Annotated in this window: 27 protein-coding genes; 2 read left to right on the forward strand and 25 right to left on the reverse strand. The window is 65.0% G+C overall.

Annotation, left to right across the window (positions count from 1 at the left end; genetic code table 11):
• Positions 1-147: 147 nt before the first annotated feature.
• From AC5WEY_RS25135 to AC5WEY_RS25170, 8 genes are all read right to left on the reverse strand, one after another.
• Positions 148-600 carry a DUF4913 domain-containing protein gene (locus AC5WEY_RS25135; RefSeq protein WP_052057161.1) on the reverse strand — a complete coding sequence of 151 codons (453 nt, stop codon included), beginning with the start codon at positions 598-600 and terminating at the stop codon, positions 148-150.
• Positions 597-2501 carry a type IV secretory system conjugative DNA transfer family protein gene (locus AC5WEY_RS25140; RefSeq protein ID WP_495648000.1) on the reverse strand — a complete coding sequence of 635 codons (1905 nt, stop codon included), beginning with the start codon at positions 2499-2501 and terminating at the stop codon, positions 597-599. The genes AC5WEY_RS25135 and AC5WEY_RS25140 overlap by 4 nt, the downstream gene beginning before the upstream one ends.
• Complete coding sequence (locus AC5WEY_RS25145) at positions 2495-3157, reverse strand: TraI DNA relaxase (protein WP_495648001.1); 663 nt, start codon at positions 3155-3157, stop codon at positions 2495-2497. Before AC5WEY_RS25145 ends, AC5WEY_RS25140 begins: the two co-directional genes overlap by 7 nt.
• A 349-nt stretch (positions 3158-3506) precedes the next feature.
• Entirely contained in the window at positions 3507-4880 is a 1374-nt protein-coding gene (locus AC5WEY_RS25150; protein ID WP_495648002.1) for a 5-methylcytosine restriction system specificity protein McrC, read from the reverse strand.
• Complete coding sequence (locus AC5WEY_RS25155; protein ID WP_495648003.1) at positions 4877-6733, reverse strand: McrB family protein; 1857 nt, start codon at positions 6731-6733, stop codon at positions 4877-4879. Before AC5WEY_RS25155 ends, AC5WEY_RS25150 begins: the two co-directional genes overlap by 4 nt.
• Before the next feature lie 112 nt (positions 6734-6845).
• A complete protein-coding gene (locus tag AC5WEY_RS25160) occupies positions 6846-7682 on the reverse strand; it encodes an MT-A70 family methyltransferase (protein WP_032386858.1) in 837 nt (278 codons plus the stop codon).
• Positions 7683-7859: 177 nt separating this feature from the next.
• A complete protein-coding gene (locus AC5WEY_RS25165; RefSeq protein WP_495648004.1) occupies positions 7860-8132 on the reverse strand; it encodes a hypothetical protein in 273 nt (90 codons plus the stop codon).
• A gap of 23 nt (positions 8133-8155) precedes the next feature.
• Entirely contained in the window at positions 8156-8293 is a 138-nt protein-coding gene (locus AC5WEY_RS25170; RefSeq protein WP_495648005.1) for a hypothetical protein, read from the reverse strand.
• 75 nt (positions 8294-8368) lie between these two features.
• Between AC5WEY_RS25170 and AC5WEY_RS25175 the strand changes: the two genes are divergently transcribed.
• Both AC5WEY_RS25175 and AC5WEY_RS25180 read left to right on the forward strand, forming a co-directional pair.
• Positions 8369-9295: an SMP-30/gluconolactonase/LRE family protein gene (locus AC5WEY_RS25175; protein ID WP_495648006.1), complete on the forward strand. Its 927-nt coding sequence runs from the start codon at positions 8369-8371 to the stop codon at positions 9293-9295.
• Positions 9296-9663: 368 nt separating this feature from the next.
• Positions 9664-10026 (forward strand): hypothetical protein, encoded by a 363-nt coding sequence (locus AC5WEY_RS25180; protein WP_495648007.1) that lies wholly within the window; start codon positions 9664-9666, stop codon positions 10024-10026.
• Between the two features lie 69 nt (positions 10027-10095).
• Here the strand turns inward: AC5WEY_RS25180 and AC5WEY_RS25185 are convergent, their stop codons facing one another.
• The 17 genes from AC5WEY_RS25185 to AC5WEY_RS25265 form a co-directional block, all read right to left on the reverse strand.
• Positions 10096-12483, reverse strand: a complete 2388-nt coding sequence (locus AC5WEY_RS25185; RefSeq protein ID WP_495648008.1) for a DNA topoisomerase III — start codon at positions 12481-12483, stop codon at positions 10096-10098.
• A gap of 63 nt (positions 12484-12546) precedes the next feature.
• Entirely contained in the window at positions 12547-13119 is a 573-nt protein-coding gene (locus AC5WEY_RS25190; RefSeq protein ID WP_495648009.1) for a hypothetical protein, read from the reverse strand.
• Positions 13116-13262 (reverse strand): hypothetical protein, encoded by a 147-nt coding sequence (locus AC5WEY_RS25195; RefSeq protein WP_155288950.1) that lies wholly within the window; start codon positions 13260-13262, stop codon positions 13116-13118. The genes AC5WEY_RS25190 and AC5WEY_RS25195 overlap by 4 nt, the downstream gene beginning before the upstream one ends.
• Positions 13263-13335: 73 nt before the next feature.
• A complete protein-coding gene (locus tag AC5WEY_RS25200; protein ID WP_495648010.1) occupies positions 13336-13746 on the reverse strand; it encodes a hypothetical protein in 411 nt (136 codons plus the stop codon).
• 36 nt (positions 13747-13782) lie between these two features.
• Positions 13783-15402: a VldE C-terminal domain-containing protein gene (locus AC5WEY_RS25205; RefSeq protein WP_495648011.1), complete on the reverse strand. Its 1620-nt coding sequence runs from the start codon at positions 15400-15402 to the stop codon at positions 13783-13785.
• Complete coding sequence (locus AC5WEY_RS25210; RefSeq protein WP_495648012.1) at positions 15399-15737, reverse strand: transposase; 339 nt, start codon at positions 15735-15737, stop codon at positions 15399-15401. Before AC5WEY_RS25210 ends, AC5WEY_RS25205 begins: the two co-directional genes overlap by 4 nt.
• A complete protein-coding gene (locus AC5WEY_RS25215) occupies positions 15737-17608 on the reverse strand; it encodes a putative type IV secretion/conjugal transfer ATPase (RefSeq protein ID WP_495648013.1) in 1872 nt (623 codons plus the stop codon). The genes AC5WEY_RS25210 and AC5WEY_RS25215 overlap by 1 nt, the downstream gene beginning before the upstream one ends.
• Positions 17609-17660: 52 nt before the next feature.
• Entirely contained in the window at positions 17661-19166 is a 1506-nt protein-coding gene (locus tag AC5WEY_RS25220) for an SCO6880 family protein (RefSeq protein WP_495648014.1), read from the reverse strand.
• Positions 19163-20725, reverse strand: coding sequence for a hypothetical protein (locus AC5WEY_RS25225; RefSeq protein ID WP_495648015.1), 1563 nt, complete (start codon positions 20723-20725; stop codon positions 19163-19165). Before AC5WEY_RS25225 ends, AC5WEY_RS25220 begins: the two co-directional genes overlap by 4 nt.
• Positions 20722-21561 (reverse strand): DUF8175 domain-containg protein, encoded by an 840-nt coding sequence (locus tag AC5WEY_RS25230; RefSeq protein WP_495648016.1) that lies wholly within the window; start codon positions 21559-21561, stop codon positions 20722-20724. Before AC5WEY_RS25230 ends, AC5WEY_RS25225 begins: the two co-directional genes overlap by 4 nt.
• Positions 21558-22196, reverse strand: a complete 639-nt coding sequence (locus AC5WEY_RS25235; protein ID WP_495648017.1) for a DUF8175 domain-containg protein — start codon at positions 22194-22196, stop codon at positions 21558-21560. Before AC5WEY_RS25235 ends, AC5WEY_RS25230 begins: the two co-directional genes overlap by 4 nt.
• Before the next feature lie 53 nt (positions 22197-22249).
• Complete coding sequence (locus tag AC5WEY_RS25240) at positions 22250-22519, reverse strand: hypothetical protein (protein ID WP_068050840.1); 270 nt, start codon at positions 22517-22519, stop codon at positions 22250-22252.
• A complete protein-coding gene (locus AC5WEY_RS25245; protein ID WP_068050841.1) occupies positions 22516-22722 on the reverse strand; it encodes a hypothetical protein in 207 nt (68 codons plus the stop codon). The genes AC5WEY_RS25240 and AC5WEY_RS25245 overlap by 4 nt, the downstream gene beginning before the upstream one ends.
• Entirely contained in the window at positions 22719-23018 is a 300-nt protein-coding gene (locus AC5WEY_RS25250; RefSeq protein WP_051364808.1) for a hypothetical protein, read from the reverse strand. The genes AC5WEY_RS25245 and AC5WEY_RS25250 overlap by 4 nt, the downstream gene beginning before the upstream one ends.
• Positions 23019-23053: 35 nt before the next feature.
• A complete protein-coding gene (locus AC5WEY_RS25255; protein WP_495648018.1) occupies positions 23054-23692 on the reverse strand; it encodes a DUF6668 family protein in 639 nt (212 codons plus the stop codon).
• A 32-nt stretch (positions 23693-23724) separates the two neighbouring features.
• A complete protein-coding gene (locus AC5WEY_RS25260; RefSeq protein WP_495648019.1) occupies positions 23725-25458 on the reverse strand; it encodes a cutinase family protein in 1734 nt (577 codons plus the stop codon).
• Positions 25459-25462: 4 nt separating this feature from the next.
• Entirely contained in the window at positions 25463-26311 is an 849-nt protein-coding gene (locus AC5WEY_RS25265; RefSeq protein ID WP_495648020.1) for a DUF8176 domain-containing protein, read from the reverse strand.
• Positions 26312-26396: the final 85 nt, after the last annotated feature.

The following is a 26396-nucleotide window of genomic DNA, read 5'->3' on the forward strand; positions in this document are numbered from 1 at the left end:
GCGACCCGCACCTGCTGTGGTGGGAGGCGGTCGCTACCGTCGTCGTCGGTCGGAGACGCACTCTCCGGCCACATCGGCCCTGGTGGGTCTAGCCACCCACCAGGGCCTCTGGCTACTTCGGTCAGGGGTTGTGTCAGGTTTTCGCGGTCAGACGCCCAAGTCGTCGAACCATCCGGGCGGTGCAGCGACGAACTCGTTGCGCAGCGCCGGGGTGTTCTGATGGGAATCGCGGCTGCACCGGTACATCGGGCCGTGTTCGGCGTCGAGCATCGTGCGCAACTGTGGGTCGGCGTGATGGACCCACCACCCCGACATCGCCGCCCCGTCGTCATCGGCGGCCGTCGCGGACTCCCACGCGGTCCACAACGAGTGCAGCCGCACCACGACTTCGGGGTGCTCCCACCAACTCGGGCAGAACACCTGGTTCTTGCCGGGCGAGGATGACAGTTTGCGGGACACAATCGCCGAGAACCACGCATCGAACCAAGCGTCGAACGTGGGAAATCGTCGGGGCTTTTCTTTGTCGGTCGAGGGGATCTCGTCGTGTCCGGTCTCGTCGAATGTCGTCTCGTCGAAACTGGTCTCGTCGTATTCGGTCATCGGTACGGCTCCTCGTCGCTGATGGCCGTGACTGTCTCTGCGGTCGGGGCTGCGGTTCGCTCGACCTGGATCCGGTCCTTTTCGGGGATGCCGTAGCGGGCGAACGAGGAGTTGATGCCGTCGGCGTTCGGTCCGTCGGACCAGTACACCTTCACCACCAACACCGGCCGGTTACCGGAAATAAGAACCAGTGCACGGGTTTTCGGGATCGCTCCGAGGTCGTCGACGGTCAGGATCGGCTCTTTCGACCAGGACTGCGACTTCGAGGACGAGCCGCTGTCGAACATGCCGCCGCTCCGGGAGTTGGACCAGCGTTCGACGTCGTGGTCACCGACGAGCGCGGACAGCTCGGACAGGGTGGTCTTGTCCTTGAGTCCGCCGCCGTACCAGAGGAAGTTCGCGGCATCGAGGAGCTGCTTGACTCCGTCTTGGCCCCACACCTTCTGGGCCTGGGAGAGGTTCTGCACGATTGTCATCACGCAGATCCCTTGCGAGCCGAGGTGGGAGTACCACGCCGGGAGTTCGGGGAGGCGGCAGACGTTCGCGGCCTCGTCGAGGATGCACAGCATCGGTACCTGTAGCCGGCCGCGCGGGCTGCGGCGTGCGACGCGCTGGGCGGCGTCGATGATCGACCCGATCAGCGCGGTGGTCAGCGCCGAAGAGGAATCAGGGCCTTCCTTCGACAGCGCGTAGAGGGTGTCACGGCTGGTGACGAACTTCTCGACGACGAACTCTGTCATCGCGTGCGGATATCTCACTCCGGCACCGATCGTGGTGTCCGGAGTGTCCTCGACCCCGAGGTCGGCTCGGTTCGGTGGCAGGATCGACATCGCGTACGACTTCTCTTCCAGCAGGCCGATGAACCGGCGAGCCATGTCGTACAGACCATCTCGCTGGCGCGGGTTGAGATCGCTCGTCGATTTCAGGCGCATCGCGACGATGGCGTGCCCGTGCTCCAGCAGCAGCTTCTGGGGGAGCTCGTTCGCCTCGTCGGACAGCCAACCGTAGACGTGCAGGAGATCTCCGCCGCCGCACGCGGCCGCGAACATCATCTGCGCGAGCAGTTCCTGCGCGCCGCCGTCGAAGTAGGCATCGACTTTGGCCGAGTCATCGCGCGATGCGGCAGCGAAGTACGAGGCGAGCTTGCGGGCGGCGACGATGGTGTCGATTCCGCGCAGCGGATTCCACCAGAACCCGTCGCCCGTGGTGTGCGGCCCTTCGGCGATCCCCTGCAGGTCGTAGCGCCACACCGTGCCGACCTCCTCGCGGACACCGCGAGTGAAGTCGTGGCCGTCTCGCTTGTTCGAGGTGAACAGCGCCGCGCCGGGCGCGGTGCACAGTGCGTCGATGGCCAACGCCGCAGTCTTGCCCATACGCGGACCGGCGAGGGCGAAGAGCATGTCCTCCCACGACATGAACACCTTCTGCTTGCCCTGGACGGTGCGTCCGACGACGACTCCGATGTCGGAGTCGTCCAGGGAGTCCAACTCGGCAAGATCGGATCGCAGCGACTTCGCGCGTTCGCGTGCCTGCTTGCCTGTCACCCCGGTCAGCTTCGATGTCGGTCCCATCAGGCGGGCCTTGGCGTCGACATCGTTCTTCTTGCCGCTGCCCGTCGCGCGGGCTGCTGCGGCGACGCCGGTGAGACCGGAGACGATGATCACCGCGATCACGAAGATCCATGTCGACACGCTCGGCCACGTCAGCGTCCCGCCGGCGACCGAGAACAGCGCCCCGAACGGGTTGACGGGGATATTCTCACCGGTGTCGACGAATACGTGCCCGAGCCACAGTGAGCCGTAGCCGAGCGCGATCAACACGATCACCACCGAGACGGCGATCAGCGGGAACGCCGACGACGATGTCCCGGCTCCCTTGGAGGTCGGCTTCTTGGTCACCATGCGTCCACACCAGCCCCGGTGGCCGTGTCGACACCGCGGTCGATCTCGATGACGTTCGCGACTCGGTCGGTGATGTCGACGACCGAGTCCGACGGGCGGTTCTGGCGTGGTGTCTCGAGCATCAGATCGGCCAGACGGATCGGTTCCACGTCCGCAGCGGTGGAGGACACATCGAGGGTGCGTTCGGCGATGTCGTCGAAGTCGAGACCGTCGAGCTCGGCCGGTAGCTCGAGAGCATCCAGAGAAAGCCCTGGACGCAGCACAACCTCGTCGATGCCGTTGTCGATCAACCGTTCCCGCCAGGCATCCTCGTGCACAGCCGTGCGGTCGAACGTGGCGTCCGCCCACTCCTGCTGCACCGGGTCGGTGAAGGTCTGCGCTGCGATCAGCTCGTGTGCGACACCGGTCGCGGCGAGAAACGCCGCAGCCCGCGCCAGCGAGAGATCGGAATCGAGCAGACCGAACGCGCGACTGTCACTGCGCGGCTCGTAGGAGTGCGAGCGTGCGCGAATTTCTTCGCGCCGGGTGTGTGCCCGGTCGGGGAGACTGCGGCGGCGTGCGGCAGCCAGGGCGGCGCGGCGACCACGTTCGTAGGCGGCGGCAGCGATCTGTGAGCGACGCTGCAACTCGGCGGTCGAGACGGTGCGAGTGGTCATCGACGGTCGCCACCGTCGACATGGGGCGGGACTGGAAAATGGCTCGGCGAGAGCGGATGAGGAATCGACATGGAGGGCCTTCACTGGGAGCGTCGGCCAGCCGACAGCATGAGGACACCGGCAACCGAAAGTGGTGCGGTGCAGCGCTGTTGCTGGATGGACGCTCGACCGTGACCCTCATCGACGGTCGAACAGGTCAACCTTAACCCATTGCTGCCACTGTGCAAGAGGTCTTGTGCGACGGTGTGCTGTCACACTTGAAGGTAAACGTGGGCGTATCGGGCGAATCCATCAGATTGGCGGCCGTGTCGGCGATGTACATGGACTGCGCTCTTGGTCCCGATGTCGGTCAGGTATGCAGTGCGTCGAGGTTCGCTTCGTGGGGTACGGCGACCAGTTCGCGCAGCACGTCGTGGAACGCGCCGATGTTGTCGCCTGCTCTGGGGCCGATATCGATGAAAACGAGGTAGATGGCCTCGCCGAACCCGTGTATCTGGAGGGGGCGTGGAAGGCTGTGTCCAGGTTCGAGGCAGACCGGATAGAGCAGCCCTGAGAGCGCGCCCTTCCACCGGTCGTGTTTGCGGTAAGCAACCGCCTGATAGACATCAGCGCGACTGACCTTGATTTTTAACTTGTTCGGCAGTTCGAGCGACTCGCCATCTTCGGACGACTGAGAACTTCCTTGGGACAGGGCTTGTTTGTATTTGGTGTCGAGCAGGACGTGAGCTCCGTTGGTCATAGATTTGATGACCAAGTCGGGATCGACAGGGCTGGAACGTAATTTGACGCCGTTGTTGTCGTAGATGGTGGCTCGCGGAGGTGCTGTTGTGTCGAGGGCTATATCCGGAAACGATGAGATCAGGCCGCGTACAGACTCTTGAAAAAGAGTGGGCATATGCCACATGAACGATTGGGTTTCCGTGTCTCCATGATGGTCGGTCAAGAATTTGTGCGCGAGTAGCTCCTGCGTCGCGCGGAGGATCGGACCGTAGTGGCGTTGAGGCCCGCGCGTCGACATATTTCGGATGTCTGCGGGTGTGAGATTGATGTCGGAAACCTGCGCGAATTTGGGAAGTGTGGCCGCGACTTGCTTCATGACGGCCCTGCTGGCAGCTGGGACGGGAAGTATATGGCTGAGGGCTGCGATGTACCTCAGACCGGCCTTGAGTATTCGATTGTTCGCGGTGTCTTGCGTTCGTTCGATTGTTCTGCAGGGAACGGTGTTGGGCTCCCCGACGGCCAGGTGACCTTTGACGTACTGACCTACCAAGACTTTGCCCTTGATCTTGCCGGTGAACGTCTGGTCTCGGCGTCTGTAGTCTCGCCGAAGCCATCTCGACGCGAATTGACTTATCGATCGGGCGTGCCACATCAGTAGGCACGCTGTCGGGTCGTCACGCACGGCGTCCACTAGGGGAGAATCGAAATCGAAAATCCGCAGTGGTTCATGGCGTTGGCCGAAGGCGTAGTCAGCTAGAAAGAAGACATCTGCGCCACGCAGTTTGGCGGTGACGTTCAGGGTCACGTCATGGTTTTGGCTGATGGAACGGATGACGCCGGTGCTGTCACCCGCAGTCAACGTCCACGCGTCGTCTCCTGGCGCGCGTTGTACCTTGCAGTCGGCTGCCTTCCAGAAGGCGGTCGAGATTGAGCCGGCCAGTTCCGAGCCGATCGTCGTGGATTGCCGCTCCTGGACGATGATGGGGAGGCTTGCGGGAATCACGGGTCGGTGGGCTCGACGGTTGCGATATCTTGACTGTCGGTGCCGCTGGCCGCACTCGCTTCCGCCGCAGTTGCGGCCGCTGGCTCGTCCTCGAGGGATGACGTAGTGGCCGATGGAATATCGGTCAGGTGCTGGGCCAGTTTCGAGACCTGATCTGGCTGGGATACGGCGGCAGAGATGCCCAAGCGTTGCCGAAGGTCGACCAGGGCGGTTGGGTCGAGTTCGCCTTCCATTTCGTACTCTTTGAGCAGGGGCAACACCTCGTAGACATAGCGTGAAGCGAGCACGTGTATCGCCGTGTCGGTCCCGTCCCGTGAGGCGAGGAAGTAGGACGGGCCGACCTTGAGTCCTGTCGGGGCGTCGGCCAATGCTGTTCGGGTGAGGTTCGCCAAGTACAGGGCTGCGGATCGGGTGGCTTCCCCGTCGTATGGGTAAGAGTGGAGCGCTGCGTCGGTGGCGGCGATGTCAAGAAAGACAAAGCGGCGTCGGAGTGCGTAGTCGATCACGGCGATGCTGCGATCGGCAGTGTTCATCGTCCCGATGATGGATACGTTCTGAGGCACCGTGATCGACGCATCTCCATCAATGGAGTAGGGGGTCGATACTGCTTCGTCTCGATACTCCAGTGCGTAGAGCAGCTCGCCGAAGATGTTGGGGATGTCACCGCGGTTGATCTCGTCGAGAACCAGAACCAGCTCGGCGGGGTGGTTGATGCGTTGGAGTTCGACGCCCACTGCCGCGATCAGGCTGAAAATTCGGTGTTTCGGAGTGAAGGTCACTCCGTTTGCATGGGGCTCGGCGACCAATGCTCGTACGAAGTCCGTGTAGTCGTAGCCGGGGTGAAACTGGACGATGTCCCAGACTGCGGTAAGCCCGCGTCGCGTGATCTCGGTCGTGATAGCAGCGATGGTGCGCTCGTTCTCGGGTAGAGCGTCAATGATCGCCTGCAGCCGGCTCTCTTCGGTCCGGCCGGCGGTGGCCCAGGCGATGTACTGCCGGGCGACGTAGGTCTTTCCGGCCCCCGGTGGGCCTTGGAGGACGACCTGGCGCTTCCGTCGTAGCTGCGTCGCCAGCTCCTTCAAACCAGCCGGGATATCTTCGCGGGTGGTTCGAGGCCGCTGGGGCTCGTCGACCTGTGTCACCGCGTTAATGAATTCGGATCGAGAGAGGCCGAGCCACCGATTGGCCCCGATCGCGAGGGCCAAATCGATTTCGCCCCCGGGCACGGCCTCGACTCGTTGGGGCAGAAGTCGTTGCTGCACAAGGGTTACGAGTGACTTTGCAGCGCCGCGCGTCGGTAACATCTGTTCGATGCCGACAATCGAGCCGCCGCGCTTCTCGGGGACGATGATCAGGCATCGCTCGAGAAGGCTCAGTATATTGGTGACCGACTTGTCGTCTTTGGGGAAGTCGATGGTCCCGGTGGCTTCTGCGTGGAGCGTAAGGCGTCTCTGCAACTCTGTCCGGTCGACCGCAGTGGCATCGAATCGACCGCTCGAATCGGTGAGTATGGAACGGGTGATCTCGTCCAGGCGGGTATCGGCGAGGTTCAGGGCGGCCCAGAACAGTACGTACTTACAGTCGGCAGATTCCCGCGCAGCTCGAAGCAATTCGTTGTCGACGGCGAGCTGGTCACCCGGAGTGGCGCGTGGTGTCGTCAGCGGTGGGTCGTAGTCCAGCAAATCGTTCCACAACGGGCCAGGGACGGAGCCCTCGGGGACGGAGTCCAACAATGCTTGTACCTGCAGTGCGGTGGACGTTCCGGGTTCGACCTGCGCCAACCGCTGCATCGTTGCTTCAGGGGCGGTGAACTTCGTGAACGAGATCTTGCCGACCGTCGGTACTGGACTCACCGCCGTCAGTGTGCCAGGTGAGCCGTCGGATCACGTAACGCTCGTCTCGCGCGGGGACGTGGATGCTGGCCATCGGACACGCACCGTCTACGGGACAGTATGGCTCCTGGCGTCACAACTCGATGTGTTTACCCTGCTCGCGCAGAGGACCCGTCATCTTGAGGAGAGTCCGCACTCGTTGTATCGAATAGTCGGTTTGAGCTGTGAGGTCGCGAATGCTCGCGCCAGCTTCGTACTCCTTGCGGAGCTTCTTGGCTGCGAGCTCGCGTTCCTCGCCCACGAGCCGCTGGTGCTTGCGCACCGGCGTCACAATCTCGCCCCCGGAGTACCCCTTGTGGACCTGCCCTCGTGGAGTGGCGCTCTCTTCCGACTCGTCACCCCAAGCCGTCCATCCTGGTTGAGGGTGGCGGGCGAACATCTCCAAGTACGGCCCCGGTGAGCATGATTCGATGAAGTCGTACTGCTCGTCGGGCTTGCGGGAGTGCTCTCGCTTTCTGGTTTCGATCATGTTGACCTGGCTACGAGCCGGGGCCAAAGTCCGCATGGAGCCTTTGACCCCGAACAGGATCAACTCGGTGACATTGCGAAAGTAGAATCCGACGCCACGGCCGTCGGGGCCGCCGTCTTTGCGGCGCTTGGCCCAGACGACATTGCTCACGTACCGAAAACCCCATGCTTCGAGTACCTGCATACCTTCAGGGAGAAGGGCGTTCGGTACCCACAGGTACAGATGTGCATCCTTGGCGGCGACGTCCGCCACCGGCAGGGCCTTGATGCCGGCCAGGTCCATGGTCGAGTAACGGTCTAAGCGGCGATGCTCCGGAGCAACCTTGCCGGTGCGATTCGTGAATCGCCAAGGGGGGTCGGCCAAGATCGTCTTGAATCCACCGTCTGCCTCGGGCAGCGGCGGCGGAGCGAGCTCAGGACGAAGTGGTTCGGCGGCGGTCATGCAATGGACCCTAACAATTAGATCTGACAAGAGATCTAATTGGGTTCGGCGTGGCGCGCCATCATGCCGAACTAGCTGCATCCGTTGCGAGGAAAGGGGACCAGCCGGTCTGCGAACAAGCAGTGCCACACCGATTCGTAAACCAACAGAGGCTGCGGCTGAGCCGCGGGGAGCCTTCTAGTGCTCGTCGAGCCCGAGCTCTCGACGAAGCTGGACGCGTTCCTCCTCGAGGTAGGCCCACCGCTTACGCGTCATCTGACCGACGGACATCGACATCACGTAATTGCACTGAGTGTCGTCGAACTGGTGAAGCCGCTTCAGCGACTCCTCAAGCTCGTCCGTATCGGCGCATTGGACAGCGAGTTCTTGCAGCTCCACCCGATGCTCGATCGCCCACAGCAGACACTCGACACCGGCCAGTCTCGCCTGGGAATAAGACGGCGGAAACATAGACGGCCCTCCCTTCTCTCATCTCAGCGTACGAAGAATTGATTCAACTGGTCGACGATCTCGACGGGTCGGTCATCGACGGCAAGCGCCGTGGCCACGGCGGCGGCCCCGGAGGTCGCTATCTGGGTACGTGCACTGTTCCATCTGAAACGGCTCGACATTAGCGTCAAGGTATCTTGACGACAGTTGTGTTGTACGGACTTCTCAGACCGTACGGTCTGCATTAGGGTTCGGTCATGTCTCCGATGCAACGTGGGCTACGACCGCGCCTGATCGTCAGTGCAGTGGTTGCTCTGACGACGATGTCATCCATATCGGCTCATGCCGGCACCCCTGAGCCGGACGTTTCGCCTTTGATGTGCGCTGGGTGGTCGGTCGAGACTGTGGCGAGTGGCCTCGACGAACCGGAGAATTTGGAACCCGACGGCGCTGGCGGGTTCTACGTGTCGGGGGCCTCGAGCATCGTCCATGTGGATGCAGACGGCCGCGTCGAGCCTGTACTGGACGATCTCTCAGCTCCGCGAGGGATGCAACTGCATGACGGCATTCTCTACTTCGTTGTCGGTTCAGGGCTTTCGCAGTTCGATACCCGAACCGGAGAGGTCGGCACGGTGACCGAGATGGCGGGCCACGGACTGCTCCGACTACCGAACGGAGACTTCCTCACCACCGACGTCGGAACCAACATCGGCTCGCCCTCGAAGGGTGTAACTCGATATGACCCAGAGGCCGACTCGGTCCAGGTGAATTGGTCGCCGGTTCCTCGATCGGAGGGATTGGCGCTCAGTCCGGATCACAGCCGGGTGTACACCGACGATCTGTTCACCGGCCAGGTCATCGAAGTGCCACTCGATACCCCGGACGACTGGTCGGTCGTAGCCACAGTGCCGGGAATCTTCCCAGGTCTCGACGACCTGACCATGTCCGACGCGGGTGTGCTGTACGCCGCCGCCCACGTCGAAGGTGCGGTGTACAGCATCGACCCGACGACGGGTGCGACCTGCGTCATCGCGGCAGGTATGTCGCCTGGATGGACGGGACCGAGCTCGGTGCGCATCGGACCGTCTTCCGACGGGTGGGCACTGTATGCCACCGTCTTCGACGGAACTCTTCGTCGCTTGACTCCCCCGCCAGGAGTGGACATCGAACCGGTGAGGCTCTAAGGCGGGCACCGAACACAAGGCGAGGAGTTCGTGGGAGGCGCAGAGCATTTCGAGATGCGGCGCTAACGCCGAAGCGACCGTAAGCGCCGCTTCTTGCGCCGGTCCAGCCATAGCGCAAGAGCTCCGAAAGCCACCGCGGCTACAACGTAAGGCAAGCCATGGACTGGGTTGCCCGCCCGAAAGAACGCAAGAAATACTGTCATGATCGACACGATGCACATCAGGGACGCAAGGATCGCTCCGGCCGACAGCAACAGGGAGGCAACCCCTCCAGAACGTTCCGCCATTTACGCTCCCTGCTCGATCACATTGAGTGCCAACGTATCACCGCCTGATGCTCGTCGGTGTCTGGTTCTACAGTGGCGAGTGTGAGCGACAACGAGTCCGTGGCCACGGTGCCTGAGCGTGTGCTCGATGAGTGTGCGCACGTGTTGATCGACAAGATCGATCAACTACTCGATCGGGTGACCGACCGCGCTGTGGCAGCACCGACGCCGGGGTCGGCGGCGTGGGAGTTGGAGTGGAGCGTCCGAGACACTGCGATCGGACGTGCCCGCGTGGCCGAACGCTCCCGTGTGCGAGAGGAATTGGCGCGCCGCGCGTTTGCCGGCCTCGGCATCGCCGAAGGTTCCGCACCGGCGGTGCCGGCTCGGCACGCTCCCCCGGTCCGACCCCGCCGGACGAAGCCCGGACGTGTCCGCGTCGACGAGGCACAGCTGACGTTCTTCTGAACCCGGCGCTCGAAGTCGTTTCCCGATGGGTGCAGGTGCGCGTTCTCGCTGCTGTCCTGCGGCACCCGTTTACCGACGCACGGTGCGTTTTTTGGTGCCTGCGGTGGATTTGCGGTCCTCGAACTTCAGCTTGAATCCAAATGTCTTGCTGCCCTGGTAGGTACCTGCGGCCAGTGCGCCTCGGGCCCGGTACGTCTTACCTGTCTTGCTTGTGGCGTCGAATTCGATGGTCTCTCCGGCCAGTAGCCTTTCGAGTTCCTGCTCGGTGAAGTCCTTGCCGGGCCAGTGGTCATTGGCACCCCATCCGCGGCCTTTGAACGTGACCGGTTTGCCTTTCCACACTCCGCTGACCAGGTCGGTCCGAGGTGCACGCTCCTCGAACTGAGGGTTGAAGCTCACGTGTGGATACTGCTTGCCGTCTTTCTCTCTCACGCCTGGTTCGAGTTTTCCCGTGCAGGTGAACGTCTTTCCCGACTTCGCGCTCGTTGCGACGATCTCGATGACCTGTCCGGACAACAGTTTCGCTACTTCGGTGTCGGTGAACCGGTGGCCACCGAACACCCGCTTCGCGCGGGTCACGACCGTGCCAGCGTGGGTGAAGTGCAGCTCCGGTGGCAGGTCGATCATCTCCACCGCTGCACGAGTCACCCCGGCCTTGCCCATGCGTGCCGTGAGCTCGCCGGACAGCGTGCTCGAATTTGCCTTCATCGTCGCGAGGTCGCGGCGCACCAGATCCGCCACCAGGGACAGATAGTCGGCTGCCTCACCGGTTCCGGCCTCGATCTGCGCCATCTGCTCGAAGACCTGCTCGGTGATCGTCAGATCCCCGATGTGTGTACCCGGCAGAATCCGATGGTTGAGTTCACCGATCGCGCTGAGAGTGATCTTGCCGCGCTGCTCGACCATCAGGGCCTTGCCGCCCGAGTTGTTCGTCACCTCGGCATAGGTGCTCGTCCGGGTCGCACCGGTACCTACGCTCCGCTTCTCGAGCTGCTTCATCAACCATCCCATCGTCGGATGCGGGGGCCGCGGCGGGAAGCCCTCGTGGACGAAGGGGTCCGCGACAGTACCCAACGCCGTCACACCAGTGGGTTGCTCGTCGCGTTCGCCGTCCTCCTCCTCGACGACGAACACGCCTTTCCATCCGAGCACGGCGGGCACATTCAGCGATCCGACGAAGCTCGGGTATCTCTCGACGTGGCCGCGGTGCTGGTCGTACTCGTAGTCGGGGGCGAGCATTGTCAGGTAGTTCTTGGCGAGGAGCTCGTAGATCTCCCGACCCAGCTCGCCGTAGGCCTTCTCCACTGCCGCGAGGCTCGGCGGCACGTTGGGCCCTGGACGGTTGGCACCGTGCGCGCCACCGGACTTGACGTGGCTCGTGCGGGGGCCGCGATGGCTCAGCGCCGCCGGATCCACGCCCACCACACCGGCGATCGCGTCGACCGATGGAAGCAGCTCGTTGAACTGCTCGATCGAGATGAACTTGTCCTCGGTGCGCGGGTAGGACACCACCTGCGCCTCGTACATCTTCTGATAGGTGTCGAGAACGTTCTTCGCTCCGAAGCCCTTCTTCGCGAGCAGTGACGACAGTCCGGCCAGGTCCATCAACCGCGGCGGTCCCGTTTTCTTGCGTGTGGTCCCGTCGTGGACGACCGGTGACGACTGCAGGCCGCCGGGAACATCGCTCTCGTTCTCGAATCGATCGACCTCGGGGTCGGTGTACGTCACGCCGTTCTCGTCCCGAAACCGGTTCTCGTAGAACGCCTTCTTGACGTATCCGTGGTGCGCGTCGAGCCCGTCACCGACGATCACGACCATCGCGGACTTGAGCCGCCCGTTACGCAGTACCGTGCTCGCCCCGGTCGTCTTGGTCGCAACTCTGGTGAACTGCATCGAGAGCATGTCCCACTTCGACCGGAAGTCGGCTTTGCGGTAGTCGCCCTCGGCAGTGATCGCGGTGACCGGACGCCGGGCTGTGAAGGCCTTACGCAGCGATGCCGGTGTCTCGTCCAGGAATTCCATGCGTTCGAGCTTCTTGTTCTCGAGGCCCAGGTACTCCACGATCTCCCAGCCCAGCAGTGAGCCTTCACCGGTCGGATCGAGATCGGCTGCATTGCAGATGCTCTCGCAGCCCGAGAGGGTCGTTTTAAGCTCGAGGAGCAGGCTTTTGGCGTCCGGATCGGTGACCAGCTTGCCGCCGGACACCCGGCGCCGGATTTCTCGCTCCCAGCGGAAGTCGTCGGCGTTCCACGGGAGATGCTCGAGCTCCCAGCTTCGGTATTTGTCGGTGAGAGGCGCGGGCACCATTGCGGAAGGGTCTTTCAACTCCAGCAGGTGGCCGCGAGCGTGGACGATGACGTACTCCGTGCCTGCGAACGTGCCACTCATACCCCCCAGTGCGGCGGCGAAGTTACGTGCTGCGGAGGGCTTTTCGGTGAGGATTCCGACTTTTCCCATGACATCGATCCTTCTTCTCTGCGGTTCGTGCGGCGTGTGGACAGCGAGGGTGTGGACAGTCGGCTAGAGGCCTGCGCTGACGAGGCGATAGTTCGCGACCTTCCAGCCGTCAGCGGTGCGTTCGAGGTCGACGGCCCCGGTGTAGCCGGTGAACGGGGTGATCTCACCGCTGCGGTGTTGGACGACGCGGTCGATGACGACAGCCACGGTGGCCTGGTTGTCACCGTCCATCTCGGCGGCCGTGCCGTCGGCGTAGATGCTGGTGTCTGGTCGAGCTACGGCGGTGACGACGTCTCCGCTGCGTGCCCATGCCGACCACTCCGGGATCGGCTGCGGGGCTGGATCGGGTGGCGTGGCGGCGGCGGTGGCCATCGATCCGGTCACGTTGTTGCGTTGCGCGTGCAGGGCATCCCACGGTGAATCCTGCACTGCGGGTTGCCAGGTGAACACACCGGACATCACCGACGTCGCGACGCCGACCGGGTCGGTGGCCGACGGGTCGATGGCGATCCCGGCGTCCGTGCCCGGTGGTGGCGGTGTGTCCGAACCGCGGAACACGAACACGATCAGAGCGGCAATGGCGACCACCCCGACGAGACCGAGACACGCGAACACGATGCCTGCTCTTCGGCTCATCTCGTGGTCTCCTGCGAGTCGGAGTCGTTCGCTGATTCAGCGTCGGTGTCGCAGATCTGGCCCAGCGCAGCGGCTTTGGCGATGACTTCGAGCCAATCGACGATCGGTGCATCCGCCTGGCGGTTGTGGAGAATCTGTGCCATGTCTGTGCTCCTTGGTCTGTGATGGTGCCAGTGTCCTGGTGGCCACCGACAACAAATGTGGTTGTGTGCCGCGCTAGCTGTAATGACCAGGGACGGTGGGAACTCCTGCTGCGGCGACAACGCTGACCGTCCATATCGCCCACATGACGAGCGCGGTCGCCGCCACGTGGATGGCTTTGCGGAGCGCAGTGACAGTCCAGTTCTGCGCTCGCGCAGAGGCGTCGGCGACAGCGATGAGGCTGCCTATGGTCATCGCCGCGGTGACGACGATGACGGCCCACCAACCATGCGCGAGAACGTCCCTGGTCGCTGCGGCGCGGCCGCTGTCCTCGATCGTGGTGATCATCGACTCCAGGATCAGTCGGGCGACGGGAACAGCCCACACCGTCCATACGATGACCGAGGTCAGAGCAAGGGCTGTCAGTGCTCGATGCCGATCGTGGGACGTCAGGTGGTGGCTGGTGCGTGTCGGTGCGGTGCTCATGAGTGGGCCTTTCCGTCGAGCATTGGTCGGTGGCGACTATCGGGCCAGGTCGTAGTCGGATGCGGTGGCGGTGATGGTGGTGACGTAGTTCTGGGTCTCCGAGTAGGGCGGGACGCCGCCGAACTGTTGGACCGCTCCTGGGCCGGCGTTGTATCCGGCGAGCATCAGCTCCACGGGATCACCGGTGATAGAGCCGGATTCGATGCCCGGCCGTAGGGTGTCGGCGACCGAGCAGTTGTAGCGTCCCTGCGCCATGACGGCGTCGCCGATGTCGTTGGGATCGCCCTCCCCCGCAGCTCCGGTCACGACGCCCTGATCGTCGACGGGGAAACCGAACGACGCCCACGTTCCGGGGAGGAACTGCGCATACCCTTCGGCACCGGCCGGGCTGGTCAGACCGGGTGTGAAGCCGGATTCCTGTTTGAGCTGAGCGGCGAGGATCGCGGGTGAGAGCTCGCGGCACTGCGCGGACGACAGAGCGAGCCACGGCTCGAACTCTGGCGGTACCTGGCCGGCGGCGAGATCTCCGTGATCACCGAGACCGGCACCGGGTGCGGTGGTGCAGGTGCCGGCGGCCTTGGGTGCGGATCCACTGCCGCCGGGGACGGGCCCGTAGGTCTGGCCGGGTGCCGGTGCGCCGTGGCCGACGGTGGTGACGTGGACGTGGTCGAAGTGGTTCTGGGTCGGAGATCCTCTGTTCTCCATGGTGTTCGGTTCACCTTGGGAGGGGATGTATTCCTGTCGCCAGATCATGTATTCGATCTGGAGGTAGTCGCGGTTCGCCCATAGGTAGTCCTTGACCTGGTCGCCGAGTGCTTTGCCTTCCTCGGAGGACCAGTTGTCGATCATGATGTCCGCGGCCCGGCCGGAGGGGTGGTCGTCGAATCCCCCACCGTCGGCGCGCCACCCACCGATCGTGGTGATCTGCGGGAACTTCGCGTGGATGGCGCGGGCGACGCGGACGGTGTCGACCTGGAAGTGTTCTTCGGAGCCGACGTCGGCGGGCAGCGCCGCCATCTCCGCTGTACTGCCGCCGGTCGGGGCGGGCGTCGACGGCGACGGTAGTGGGCTCTGGCCGGTCTGTCCGCTGCCGGGTTCGGCGGCGGCCTCGTAGAACGGCTGTGGGTCGATCGCGTTGTCGGGCGACCACGGGCCGGTGTGGTACTCGAAGTGCAGGTGCGCGCCGGTGGTGTCGCCGTTGTTGCCTTCGTCGGCGATGTGCTGACCGGCGGTGACACGTTCGCCTGGCGTGACCAGGACACCGTCGGGGAACATGTGCCCGTACACCGTGGAGACGGTCTGCCCGTCGATGTTGTGCTCGAGGACGATCCACATCCCGAACCCGTCGGCGGGTCCGGCTTGGGTGACGATGCCGTCGGCGTAGGCGTAGATCGGTGTACCGACGGGTCCGGCGAGGTCGATGCCCTTGTGCATCGTCCCCCACCGCGACCCGAACGGGCTCGTCAACTGCGCCTCGGAGGTTTTCATCGGTTTGGCGAACGACCCGGCCGGAACCCCACCCGCGGCGGAGGAAATGCCTTTCCCGGGAATGCAGTTGGTGGGTACTTCTTCTCGGACCCCGGTGGTGACGAACAGGACCACGAACAGGGCCAGCGCGAGCACGACGGTCAGAGCGATCGCGCCGCCTTTCTTCACAACGCGGCCGCCGACATCGACTCCGCGCCGATCGATCGCGGGGCGTGGGCGGCCAAACGCTCGGTGAGGGTTCGGTTCTCCGAACGCAGTCGGGTGATCTCCTCCTCGGCGGCACGTAGTCGTGCGGTCACCTCGTCCGCTGCGGGGCGACGCGAGGGCCCGTACTTGTCCTTGATCCACCGGGCCACGGTGTTCTCGTGTGCCCCGATCGAGAGTGCCAAGGCTGCAACGCATTCGGCGCGGGAGGAGTAGTTGTGTCGCGACTTCTCGTATTGATCGAGCGCCCACTCGCGGGTCTGCGCCGGGTATTCGGCGCGGGGGTACTCGGCGGTCATCACTGCGCTCCGACCAGTGCCGTGTCGTGCGCGTAGTGGGCGTCGTCGGTATCGGCGGCGTGGTGCTGGCCGCCGGCGAAGTACTCGGCGAAGCGGGCGTTGGTGTCGTGGACCCCGGTGTCGTATTCGACGTCGGTGAGCACCGTCTGGATGGGGATGCCGGGGGTGTTGTCCTTGGCGACCTTGATCAGGAACTTCCCGCGCCCGATCGGGTTGCGGACGGTGCGCCGTTCGGACCCGCGTAGCGCTGCCCCGCGCGACCAGGAGGTGACCATGCCGGCTTCGGCGTCGGTGAACTTCAGCTCCCCGGACAGGCGCTCGACCTCACCGATCGGTAGGCCACCGCACACGACCATGCCGGCGCGGTCGATGAAGCCTTTGGCGGTCTTGATGTCGGCTTCGGTGGGCAGGGTTTCGAGGTCGCGGCCGGTGTGGGTGATCATCAGCAGCCCGGTCGCGTCGGTGCGGTTGAGGCGGGTGATCTCGTTGACGCGGGCGACCATGCCCGGTCCGGCACCGATGACCTGCCACAGCTCGTCGAGTGCCATCAGGAACAGGCGTTGGCGGTCCAGCCCTGCGTCGGCGAGCAGGTGCGCCGCTTCGACGGTGCCGTAGGCGTCGGCCCAGCAGGAGAGCATCACGGCCGCTTTGAGGGTGGTGTCGCCGCGGTCGAGGCTCGAGACGTCGATGCAGATCATCGGTGCGTCGAGGTCGATCGGTTCGGTGGTGTGGTCGGCGAAGATGTCCCCGAGCGGGCCGGAGGTCAGTGCGCCGAGGGCCTGCATCAGTTCGGTGATGGCCTCGCGGTAGCCCTCGTGATCGGTCTTGTACGCGGCTTGGAGCATGTCCGCCGATCCGGCGTCGATGCGGGTGTAGAGGTCTTTGAGCAGCGGCGGGTGGGTGTAGGAGAACCCGCCGTCGGCGTACAGCTCACGTAGCGCGATCCCGATCAGGGAATTCTCGAAAGCCTTCACCGAGTGGGTGTCGTAGCGGATCAGCTCCACCAATGCGCAGACGGCGTTGATCTGACGGGTGGAAATGGTGATGGTCGCGACGTCGATCAGCTCGTCGAGCTCGGCGATCCGATCGGGGTCGGTGGCCTCGTCGCGGGCGGCGATCGCGCGGACGACGGCCTGGCCGAGGGCCCCAGCGGCGAGGGGGTTGAGGTGACCGCCGCCGTGCCCGAGGGTGATCACCTGCCCGCCGACTAGGTGGGTGAGCTTGACGTACTCGCCTTTGATGTCGCCGGCGACGATCGGGGTCTGTCCCCATCCGCACGCCCCAAGCAGGATCTTGCGGATCAGCGTCGACTTCCCCAGGCCCGGCAGGGAGAGGACGAACATCGACGGGTTTCCGATGAGCTTGTCGCGGAAGTACGCGAACGGATCGCACGAGACGGCGTTGCCGGTGATGGCGTGCTGACCGACGATGGTGCCCGCCGAGGGTGCGGCTGCGCCGATCGCCCACGGGTTCAGTCCGCACATCTGCACCGAGGTCGCTTCGTACTCGATCGGGGCCGGGACGGTCGACATCCGGCCGCCGCCTGCACCTTTGAGGCCGCGTGCGCTCGACGACAGTGCTGCGCGCCACCAGGGGTCTCCCGCTGCCTCGTGGACGGCTTGTTCGGCCCGTGGGTGGTCGTTGCGCCACCGGGTCAGCCCGAGGCCGCGCCGGGACAGAGCGGAGGGCTCTTCGGCGTCGCCGGTGGCGATGAGGGCGGCGAGCTCGGCGTAGTCGGTGTCGCCGATGATCCACCGCACGAACGCCGACGGTTGCGGCGCGGTCGTCTCGTACAGGTCGGGCTCGTCGTACCTCGTCTCGTCGTATCGAGGGTCGTAGTTCCTGCGCGGGCGGTGGTCGGTCGTCGTCATTGGGGTGTCTCTTTTCTCGGGCAGGGGTGGGCCGGATGCGGTCGGCGGCGCTCTAGCTGCGGCGCACGAGGATCGAGGTGGAGATCTGATCGGGCAGCAGCACTCCGACGCCGAGGCCGGCGGCGAACGCGGCATCTTGGAAGGCGAACGCACGCCGCAGTCGCAGGCGGGAGCGGGCGGCGAGGGATTCGGTGACGGCGGCGGCGTTGGCGATCTCGTCGACCGATCCGACGGTGATCGTCAGCAGTGCCGAATAGCGTTCGTATCCGGCCCCGGAAACCATCTCCCGGCGGGCCTGCTCGGCGATCTCGTGCCGCTTCTCCGACCCGGCGGAGGTGATCTTGTTGCCGCGAGAATTGATCGCGTGCAGGGCATCTCGGTGTTGCTTGTCGACCTTCTTCGCGGCGTCCCCAGCGGTGTAGGGGCGGTAGACGAGCGTCAATCGCTTACGCGGCAGGTCATCGTGCGGCTGCAGGAGCGGTTTGAGGACGGTGTCGGTGAACACCGACTCCGGAGGCGCGGCCATTTCCCACACCACCGAGACTCCGCCGTCGTGGCGGTAGTGACCCCACTCGGTTTTCGCGCGTCCCGGGCCGGCGTCGTCCCAGTCGACGCCGTGCTCTTCGCCGGAGATCTCGAGTTCCTCGAAGTCGTTCTCGGTCGAGGGGTTGTAGGAGCGATGCACGGCCGCGGTGATCTCGGCGGCAGTCATCGGTTGTGCGTCGATCCCGGCACCGGAGAGCGACTCGTACAGATCCGGTAGGCGGCGGGCCAGTTCGGTGGCCATCTCCTCGGGGTCCTTCTGTCGTTCGCGGGTGGTGGCGCGGAAGGTGATCGACAGCCGTGCCAGGGTGCGGTGGCGACCCGAGGGCATCCGGACGGCGGACTGTTCGACGAACGCTTTCGCCAGCGGCGGTGCGCTCCCCACGAGTTCGTGTTCGGCGCGCCGCGCCAGTCGCAGCCCGGTAGCCGGGATGTTCTCCACCACCACCACGGCTCCGACGATGTCGCCGGGTAGTCCGAGGTCGGCGAGGTAGACGCCCCAGTCTGCGGTGTAGAGGTCTTTGTCGCGCTGAACGATAGCTTCGTCGCCGCCCGGGAGGGCATCGAAGACGACGGTGTAGCGGTGATCGTCGGGGTTGTGGATCATCCCGAATTCGTTGCCGTGTCGGTCGATTCCGATGTAGACCTTGGTGCGGGCGAGCAGTCCGGGGAGCTTGTAGCGGCCACCTGGGATCCGTGAATGTGGTCCGGCGTGGTACTCGGTGGACTTGTCGATGTGCTTGCGCCGCATCCATTGCATTCTCAGTTGTCCTGTCTCGTAGAGGGTTCGGCCGTTCGGGGCGATGACCAGAGGGGTGAGGATGAGCGCGCCGACACCCATCAGAGCCAGTCCGACGACGACGTGGACGAAGATCAGGACTGCGAACGAGACCGCGAAAAACCCTGCACCGTAGGCGATGACCTTCGTCGGCAGGCCGAACGCGAACGTGCTCTGCGGCCGGTTGCCTGCTGAGTAGATCGGCGGCTCGTACGGGGCCTCGAGCTGCGCGCTCATCGTTGAATCCGTCCGTGGTAGTTGCCGACTGCGCCTTCAGCGGCCGAGCCGAGAGTGGTCGAGACCGAGCCTGCGGTGCGGCCGACGGTGCCCGCGGCTTTGAGTGCCCCTGCTGCGCCGCGCAGGGTTGCCGAGGTTCCGGTGCGGCCGGCCGATGCAGCGGCCGATCCGGCTCTGCGGGCTGCGCCCATCGGCCCGGACGATGCGCCCGCGTGCGAGGGACTCGATCCACCGTTGTAGCGGCCCTGGAAACCGGGAGACGAACGTGCGCCGGTACCGGCCGCACCCGAAGACCCGCCCTTGCCGCCACCCGAGGATCCGCCGACGGAGTTCGCGACCGAGCCGAGGGCACGCGATGCAGCCATCCCACCGGCACCCATCACCGCCCCGCCTGCTGCGCCGAGTTGACCGACTTCGCGGCCACCGGCGGAGATGGTGTCCGCTGCGGGAGCGACGATCTTGATCAGGGTCGGCAGGGAGAACCCGATGATCGCCAGGAGGACGGAGCCGATGATGACCGTCGCGATTTGGTCGGAGCTCGACGCGGACGACGCCCAGAACGCGAACAGGTACAGCAGCGTCGCGACCGGCTTGAACAGCAACGCGCCGAGAGTGAAGGCGATCATCGACTTGTAGGAGCTGCGCCCGGTGCCGGTGGCCGACGCGGCAGCAGCGAGCGGGATGACGGCGACGACGACACACAGCACCGCCTCACGGATCAACAGTGCGATCAATTGGGCGACCGACCCGAGGAACGCGAACCCAGCGCACGCGAGCGCCAGGATCGGGCCGAGACCGGTCTTGTCGTCGAATGCCGTGATGGCAGTGATTTTTTCGTTCAGATCGCCGCCGACGAACTTTTCCAGCGCGTATGCCGAGGCGATGTCTCCGCCTTGGTGGAACATCAGCACCAGGATTGGGAGCAACGAGACGGTGACGACGGTGCGGACCAGCATGGTCGCGGTCTCGGTGGCTCCTTCCATCACCGCTTGTTTGCGGGCGATCGCGAGCTTGATCATCGCGATGATGATGGAGGCGAACAAGGCGACGACGGTGAACCCGGAGATGAGGTTCCGCAGACCCGACATGGCGTTTTCTGCGGCCAATCCGGGTATGCCAGAGGACATCCAGAAGGTCATCACCGACCGGAATGCTTGGGTGTTGCCTTCCATGACCGATTTGGCGAAGTCCCCGACCGGGTCGCCCCAGAATGTCGAGAGTGTGGAGTCGACGGCGGTGGAGAAAGCGTCACCGGGGTGATCACTGAACGCGTTGTCCAGGCACAGTGCCTCGTCCATGAAGCCACCGACTGCGGTTCCCTCGAGCGCATCGTTGAGCCAACCGTCACCGAGGACCGGCGAGCCTTCGGCGACGCACTCGCGGCGTTGTTGCTGGAAGTCGTTGCCGTCGGCGTCGGGGTTGATCTGCTCGGTCAGATTCGGTGCTGGGGCGGGGGTGGGGTCTTGGGCGTGTGCGAGTCCGCTGGCCCCGACGACCGCGATCAGTGAGAGCAGTGCAATGACGACAGCGCGGGCGGCCAAGGCCGCTGTGCGGGTCACAGTGCCCACCGGGTGAAACCATCGAGCGAGCTGTACGGGCCGCCAGTAGTGGCACCGTCGAGTTTGCTGACCTTCCAGGTGCCACCATCCCACGCCATATTCAGGCGCAGTCCTGTGTAGGTCGGGTTCTGCATCCGTCTACCGGCGTCATCGACATCGCGGATCTGAGCGAGCTCGACGACGGCGAAACTATCTGTGCAGGAGAGAATCTTGAACGCCATGGGTGCCCGCAATGCCACAGTCTCGGTGTTGACCGGTTTCGCGAGTTCTGCTTCTTTCTTCTCCTGGGTACCGATCTTCTCGTCGGGTATCAGGGTGAGCTTCTCCGTGGATTCGACAGCCACAGGTCCGCCCGCGAGTCCGCGGGGTAGGAAGTTCGCTGCGGCCAGTGCCGCCCCTTGCGGGGTGCGGGTGTAGCCGGCGAGGACCAGGCCGTCGATGTACGACGGCCCATCTGTCTCGGAGTAGAGGGTCGAGACACCGAAGTTGCGTTGGATCATCATCGACTCCGGGGACGTCACCGGACGGCCGTCGTTGGTGCATTCGACACGCGGGCCGGTCGGCGCACGTTGCGGCAGTGGTTGCCCAGCCGGGTTGTTCGGGACCATCACCGTGCGCCCGGACAGATCGGCGTCGGGAACACCGAAGCCTTCCGCGCCGGTGTCGAGCTCGGAGTCACCGGGGGTAGGTGCTGCTGTCGTGGGCGGTGGACCAGCGGTGGTCGGCGGGGTGTCGTCGTCGTTCATGTTTGGGACGATGAAGAAGATCGCTCCGACGACTGCGACGACGACCAGGGCCGAGACTGCGATCAGAATGCTGCGGATGCGGCGGCTCATGAGGTGCGCTCCAAAGTGGTGTAGCCGTCGAGGGAGTTCAATTCGACGGCGTCGATGTTCTCTTGCGCGGTCGGTAGGACGATGCGCCAGTCGTCGGCGATCCATTGCAGTGCAACGGGATAGGAATAGATCTGGTCGGCAGTTCCGATGGTTTGTGCCACCGACACCCCCGCCGAGAGCGGATCATTGGAGTAGTCGGTGACCTCGAACCCGACGAACTTCGGTGCAGCGTCGGCCGGGACGGATCCGGAGACGGTGACGGCGGCGCGTGCGGCCGCGAACTCGTCACGTCCGGGCCCGGGTGCGGTGACGGTGTTGACTACTTCCGGCCACGCGCGGTCGTCGGCGACGGCGAGTGCGGTCTGCCCGTTGATCGCGGCCAGGACAGCACCTTGTGGGGTCTGTGCATATCCGCTGCGATTCACCGATGTCCCAGCGAAGGGCCCGTCGACCCGCGAGGTCGGCACCGATACCCCTGCGATCTCGCGCCAGGTCAGCTCGGCCGGGGCGGAGCGCAGATCCGGTGCCGGATCCGGGGTGGCGGTCGCCGTGTCGTCGTTGCCGGATCCGCACGCAGCGAGTGCGAGGACGGTCGCCGCTGTCGCGGCGATCCGGAGTGTGCGGGAGACGGTCATCAGGAGAATGCCTTTCGGGTCGATGCAGTTCGGGCGCAGAGAAAGTGGGTTTGTCAGGCGAGTACGGCTTGGGCGATTCCGGATGCGGATCCGATGATGGCGGCACAGATAAGGATCCGGGCCAGGGTGGCGTCCTCGACCATCTGTGTTCCGGTGGATTTGCGTTGGTTGACGAATACCGCCCCGCACACGAACAGTGCTGCGATGCAGGTGACGATGGCGAACCAGAGCAGCCACGACAGGCCCGTCATGATCGGCTGCCACACCTCGTCGGGCCACTCGACCGGTGAGGTCGGTGGTTGCGCGAGCACGTCGGTGTTCATGTCATCGCCGCCGTGGCCACTGTATTCGCCACTCCAGCAACGAATCCGAGCAGTATTGACGCATACAGCAGTCCGGTGGCCCGCTGGTTGGCCTGACACCAGCGGCCCCTGAATTGGTCGTACGCAAGCTCACCGCTGCCGACCATGACTCCGACAATCGAGGCAATGATCAGACCCCACAGAGTCCAGTTCACGATGGTCATAGGACGAGCATGTTGACCAGGCCTGCGGCACCACCGATGACGATGGACCCGAACAGTCCGCCGACGAGTTTGCCGGTCGCGTTGCCGCCTTGGCCGCCGCCGGAGATTTTCTCGTACGCGAGCATCGCGCCGCAGATCATGATTCCGGCGACGGCAGCGATGATGCATCCCCACATCAGCCAGGACAGCAGGGTCAAGATCTTGTCCCCGGTGGGGCCGTCCGGTGCTTGGGGGCTGACGTCGCCGATGTTCTGCGCGAGGAATGTGGTCGTCGATGCGGTGAGGCTGGCAATCATGGTGTTCTCCTTGGGTGTTGGTGAGAGAGTGCGGTTCAGTGGCCTGACGCATTGCGGGCGGCGGTGAAGATCTCCCGCCCGATCGCGGCGAGTTCGTGGTGTGGGCTGGTCGTAGAGGGGGCGGGGGCTCGCATCCGCCCTGGTGGGGGTGGGTCTGGTTCGGTGGGGGTCCAGATCGCGAGTTCGTTCTGTCTGTGGGTGCGCAGATCCTCGACGTACGGGACTCGCCACACAGCTGGTGCTGCGGAGGCGACGACGTCCCCCCATCGGCGCAGGGTCTTGGGGAGTGGGCCGGGGGCGTCGGGAACAAGGACCAGTCCGAGGAGAGTGCAGTCGCCGACGAGGCCGGCCTGAGCTTGCAGGAGAAGATCGTGGGCAGCGTCAAGGCCGGCCCGGTCCGTACGGCACACGACCACGACGTTGCGGTGCCGGTCGGCTGCGGGCCAGCCCCGGCGAGCATCGCCCGCCGGGGCCCAGATCTGAGCGAGTGTGCCTGCGCCGGAGCGCCCGTGAGCGGCGAGGAGCCACATCACGGGCGGGCGACCGTGGACTGCAACCGGGTCGTCGTGAATCGGTGCTCGGCGTTCGGGCGGCGGTATCCGCAGCCCGGCCGGGGTGACCGACACGTCGTCGTCTCGGTAATAGTCATGGTGCTCAGCTGGTTGTGCGGCCATCTCGGGCGCACCTCCTTCTCCGGCGTTCTCGGTCACCGAGTGGTGGTTGGTGAGACGGTGGTCGGCACAGCGGCAGAAACAGAGGGGGTCGTCGTGGTGGCCGCTGAGGTCGTCGTTGCGGTTCCGGTGGCTCCGACGGTGGCGTGGGCGGCGAGGATGCTCCCGGCACTGCGGACGGTGTCCGTGGTGGCGAACAAGGCCGCGCCCTGTTTGATCACTGCCCCGACCTTGTCGGCGAGAGACTGATCGCCGGTCAGGTCAGCGGCGAGTGCGACAATCCACCGCACGGTCAGCTCGACGGGGGTCTCACCTTTGGATCCGACCGGAACACTGTCGTAGGAGCCGTGTTTGGTGGCGGTGTTCCAGTACGAGGTGTCGGTGACGAGCTGCGCGAGACCGGCGTTCTCGTCGATGGTGTTCGACACTTCCTTGAATGCGACGTCGACGGCCGAGTCGATGGTCGCCGGGGGCACGAGCTTGACCGCCGAGGACAGCACTTTGGTGGCGAGTATGCCGAGGGCTGCGGGTGGGTTGGTCAGACCGACGGTGGCGAGCTGGCCGATCGTCTCGGGGGTGATGACGTCCTTGGCGACGGTGATCGCCGCGCCGATGGCCATACCGGCGATCTTGGTGACCGCACCGACCGCTTCGTCGATCATCTCGTCGGTCGAGGTGGCGGACGGGTCGGAGTACTTCGCCATCTTCGACAGAACGGTCTCCGACGAGGAGTTGACCTCGAATCGTCCTGCCTTGGAGTCGAAGTCGATGTTGTCGTTGATCACCGACGCACCGGTCATCAGGGCGGTGCGTCCGACGGCGGTGGAGACGTCGGTGAGGATCCGGACGGGGTCACGGGTGTCCATCGAGGACTGTCCGGCAATGGATGCCACCAGCTTGGCGGCGGGGGCGTCGACGGGGGTGTCGCACGCGAGATCGCCTGCGGTGCAGTACGAGGCGACCCGGTCCGACACTGCTCCGAATCCGGCGATCTTCGGTGTCGGTGCGATACCGCCACCTGCGGGGGCGGCTGCGGCGACGGCCGGGGCGAGTTGGACGGTGTCCACGGCTGCACCGCTGGTGCCCGGTGCCGGAGCGGGGGTGGAGCCGCCGCCGGCGATGACGTCTTCACCTTCGGCGCGGGTGGGGTCGGAGAACAGTGCTGCGCCGGCGAAGTGGTCGGCGTCGACGGGTCCGGTTCCTGCCCCGATGTCGCGGGTTACCTGGGAGGCGACCTCGCCGCCCTGGGAGTAGCCGGAGAGGAAGACTTTGGTGCCGGGGCACCGTGCGGCGATGTCGGAGATCATCTTGGTGGTGTTCTCGACGCCGATGTCGACGGACTGGGCGTAGGGAACGGCGGAGCGGTCCCCTGGCTTGCCGCCGAACGATGCCGGGTAGGGAACGTAGCTGCGTTCGAGAGCGGGTCCATCACCGGAGTTCGCATCGCGCATCGCCGGGACGGTCAGGCGGGAGAAGAAGCCGGAATCGGTGTCGGGTGAGGTGTTTTCGTCGATCTCGGTGGTGCCGGGGACGACGACGAGATGTAGTACCGGGCAGTTGCCGTCGGAGCTGGATTGGCTGGTGGTCGCCGATCCGGACGGTGTGGGTGTGGCGGAGGGCTGCGCGGCCGCGACGCCGCTGGCGGAGACCGCGACCGTCATCGCGGCGGTGGCGGCGAGCAGGCGCGGGGTAAGGCGGCGAACCTGGTCGATGGTTGTGTGCACGGCTTCTCTCTTCTTCGGTGGGATCCAGCGGATGTGCCTGGTCATGGGGTCAGCGCGGGACGATGGCGGAGATGAGCGTTGCGCCGTCCTGCTGCTCGGTGGTGGTGATCCGTTGACGGCTCATCCGGCCGTCGATCCCGGGTCCGCGCTCGACGACGGTGACGTCGTAGATCCCGGCGTCGATCGGGTCGGCCAGGACACAGAACTCGATGTCGGGTTCGAGCTGGTCGATCCCCTGCTGGAGTCTCTGCGCGGACGCCATCACCGCATCCGGTGCACCTGCTGCGCGGGCGGCGGCACCGTCGCGGTCGAAGTAGAAGGCCTTCTCGAACCGCCAGATCGCCACCGCGCCGGGGTCGTCACCGTCTTCGGTGACCGGGTCACCGTCGGCTTGCCCCCGGCACCAGGTGACATCGGCGGCGGCGGCACCGGCGGCAGCGGGAGCCGCCGATGTGGGAACGGTTGTGGTGGTGACGATGTCGTCGGGAAGCAGTGCGGCAGGGGCCTGCGGTTTGTCACCGACACCGGTGAGGACCAGAGCTGCTCCCAAGCCTCCTCCGACCAAGACCGTGAGGGCAATCGTGACGGCGACAGTGGACCGGTGGCGACGCCACCACGACCGTGGGGGCGGCGTTGGCGCGGTGTAGGGGCCTCCAGCGCGAAGTAGAGAGGTCCGATCGTCGAAGGAGCTGTATCCATCCGCTGGCCGGGCGGAGCCCATGTCCTCCGCAGAGTCGCCAGCGAACCAGTCGTCGTCGGGATCGACGTCGGTGTGGTGCTGGTCGGTCAGGACGGTCAGTCTGCGCTCGGACGCTGCAGCGGCAGTCTCTGTGTCGGCGACGACAGGGTCGGCGAACCAATCATCGGAGCTGTCGTCGGGGGTCTCTCGAGGTGCCACAACAGGGCCTTTCCGAGTGTCGAAGTGCAGGAACGGGATCGAACCTTCGGATACAGCCCGACCACCGGTGGTCGGGCTGCACCCG

It is taken from the genome of Rhodococcoides sp. S146-33, from assembly GCF_059489205.1.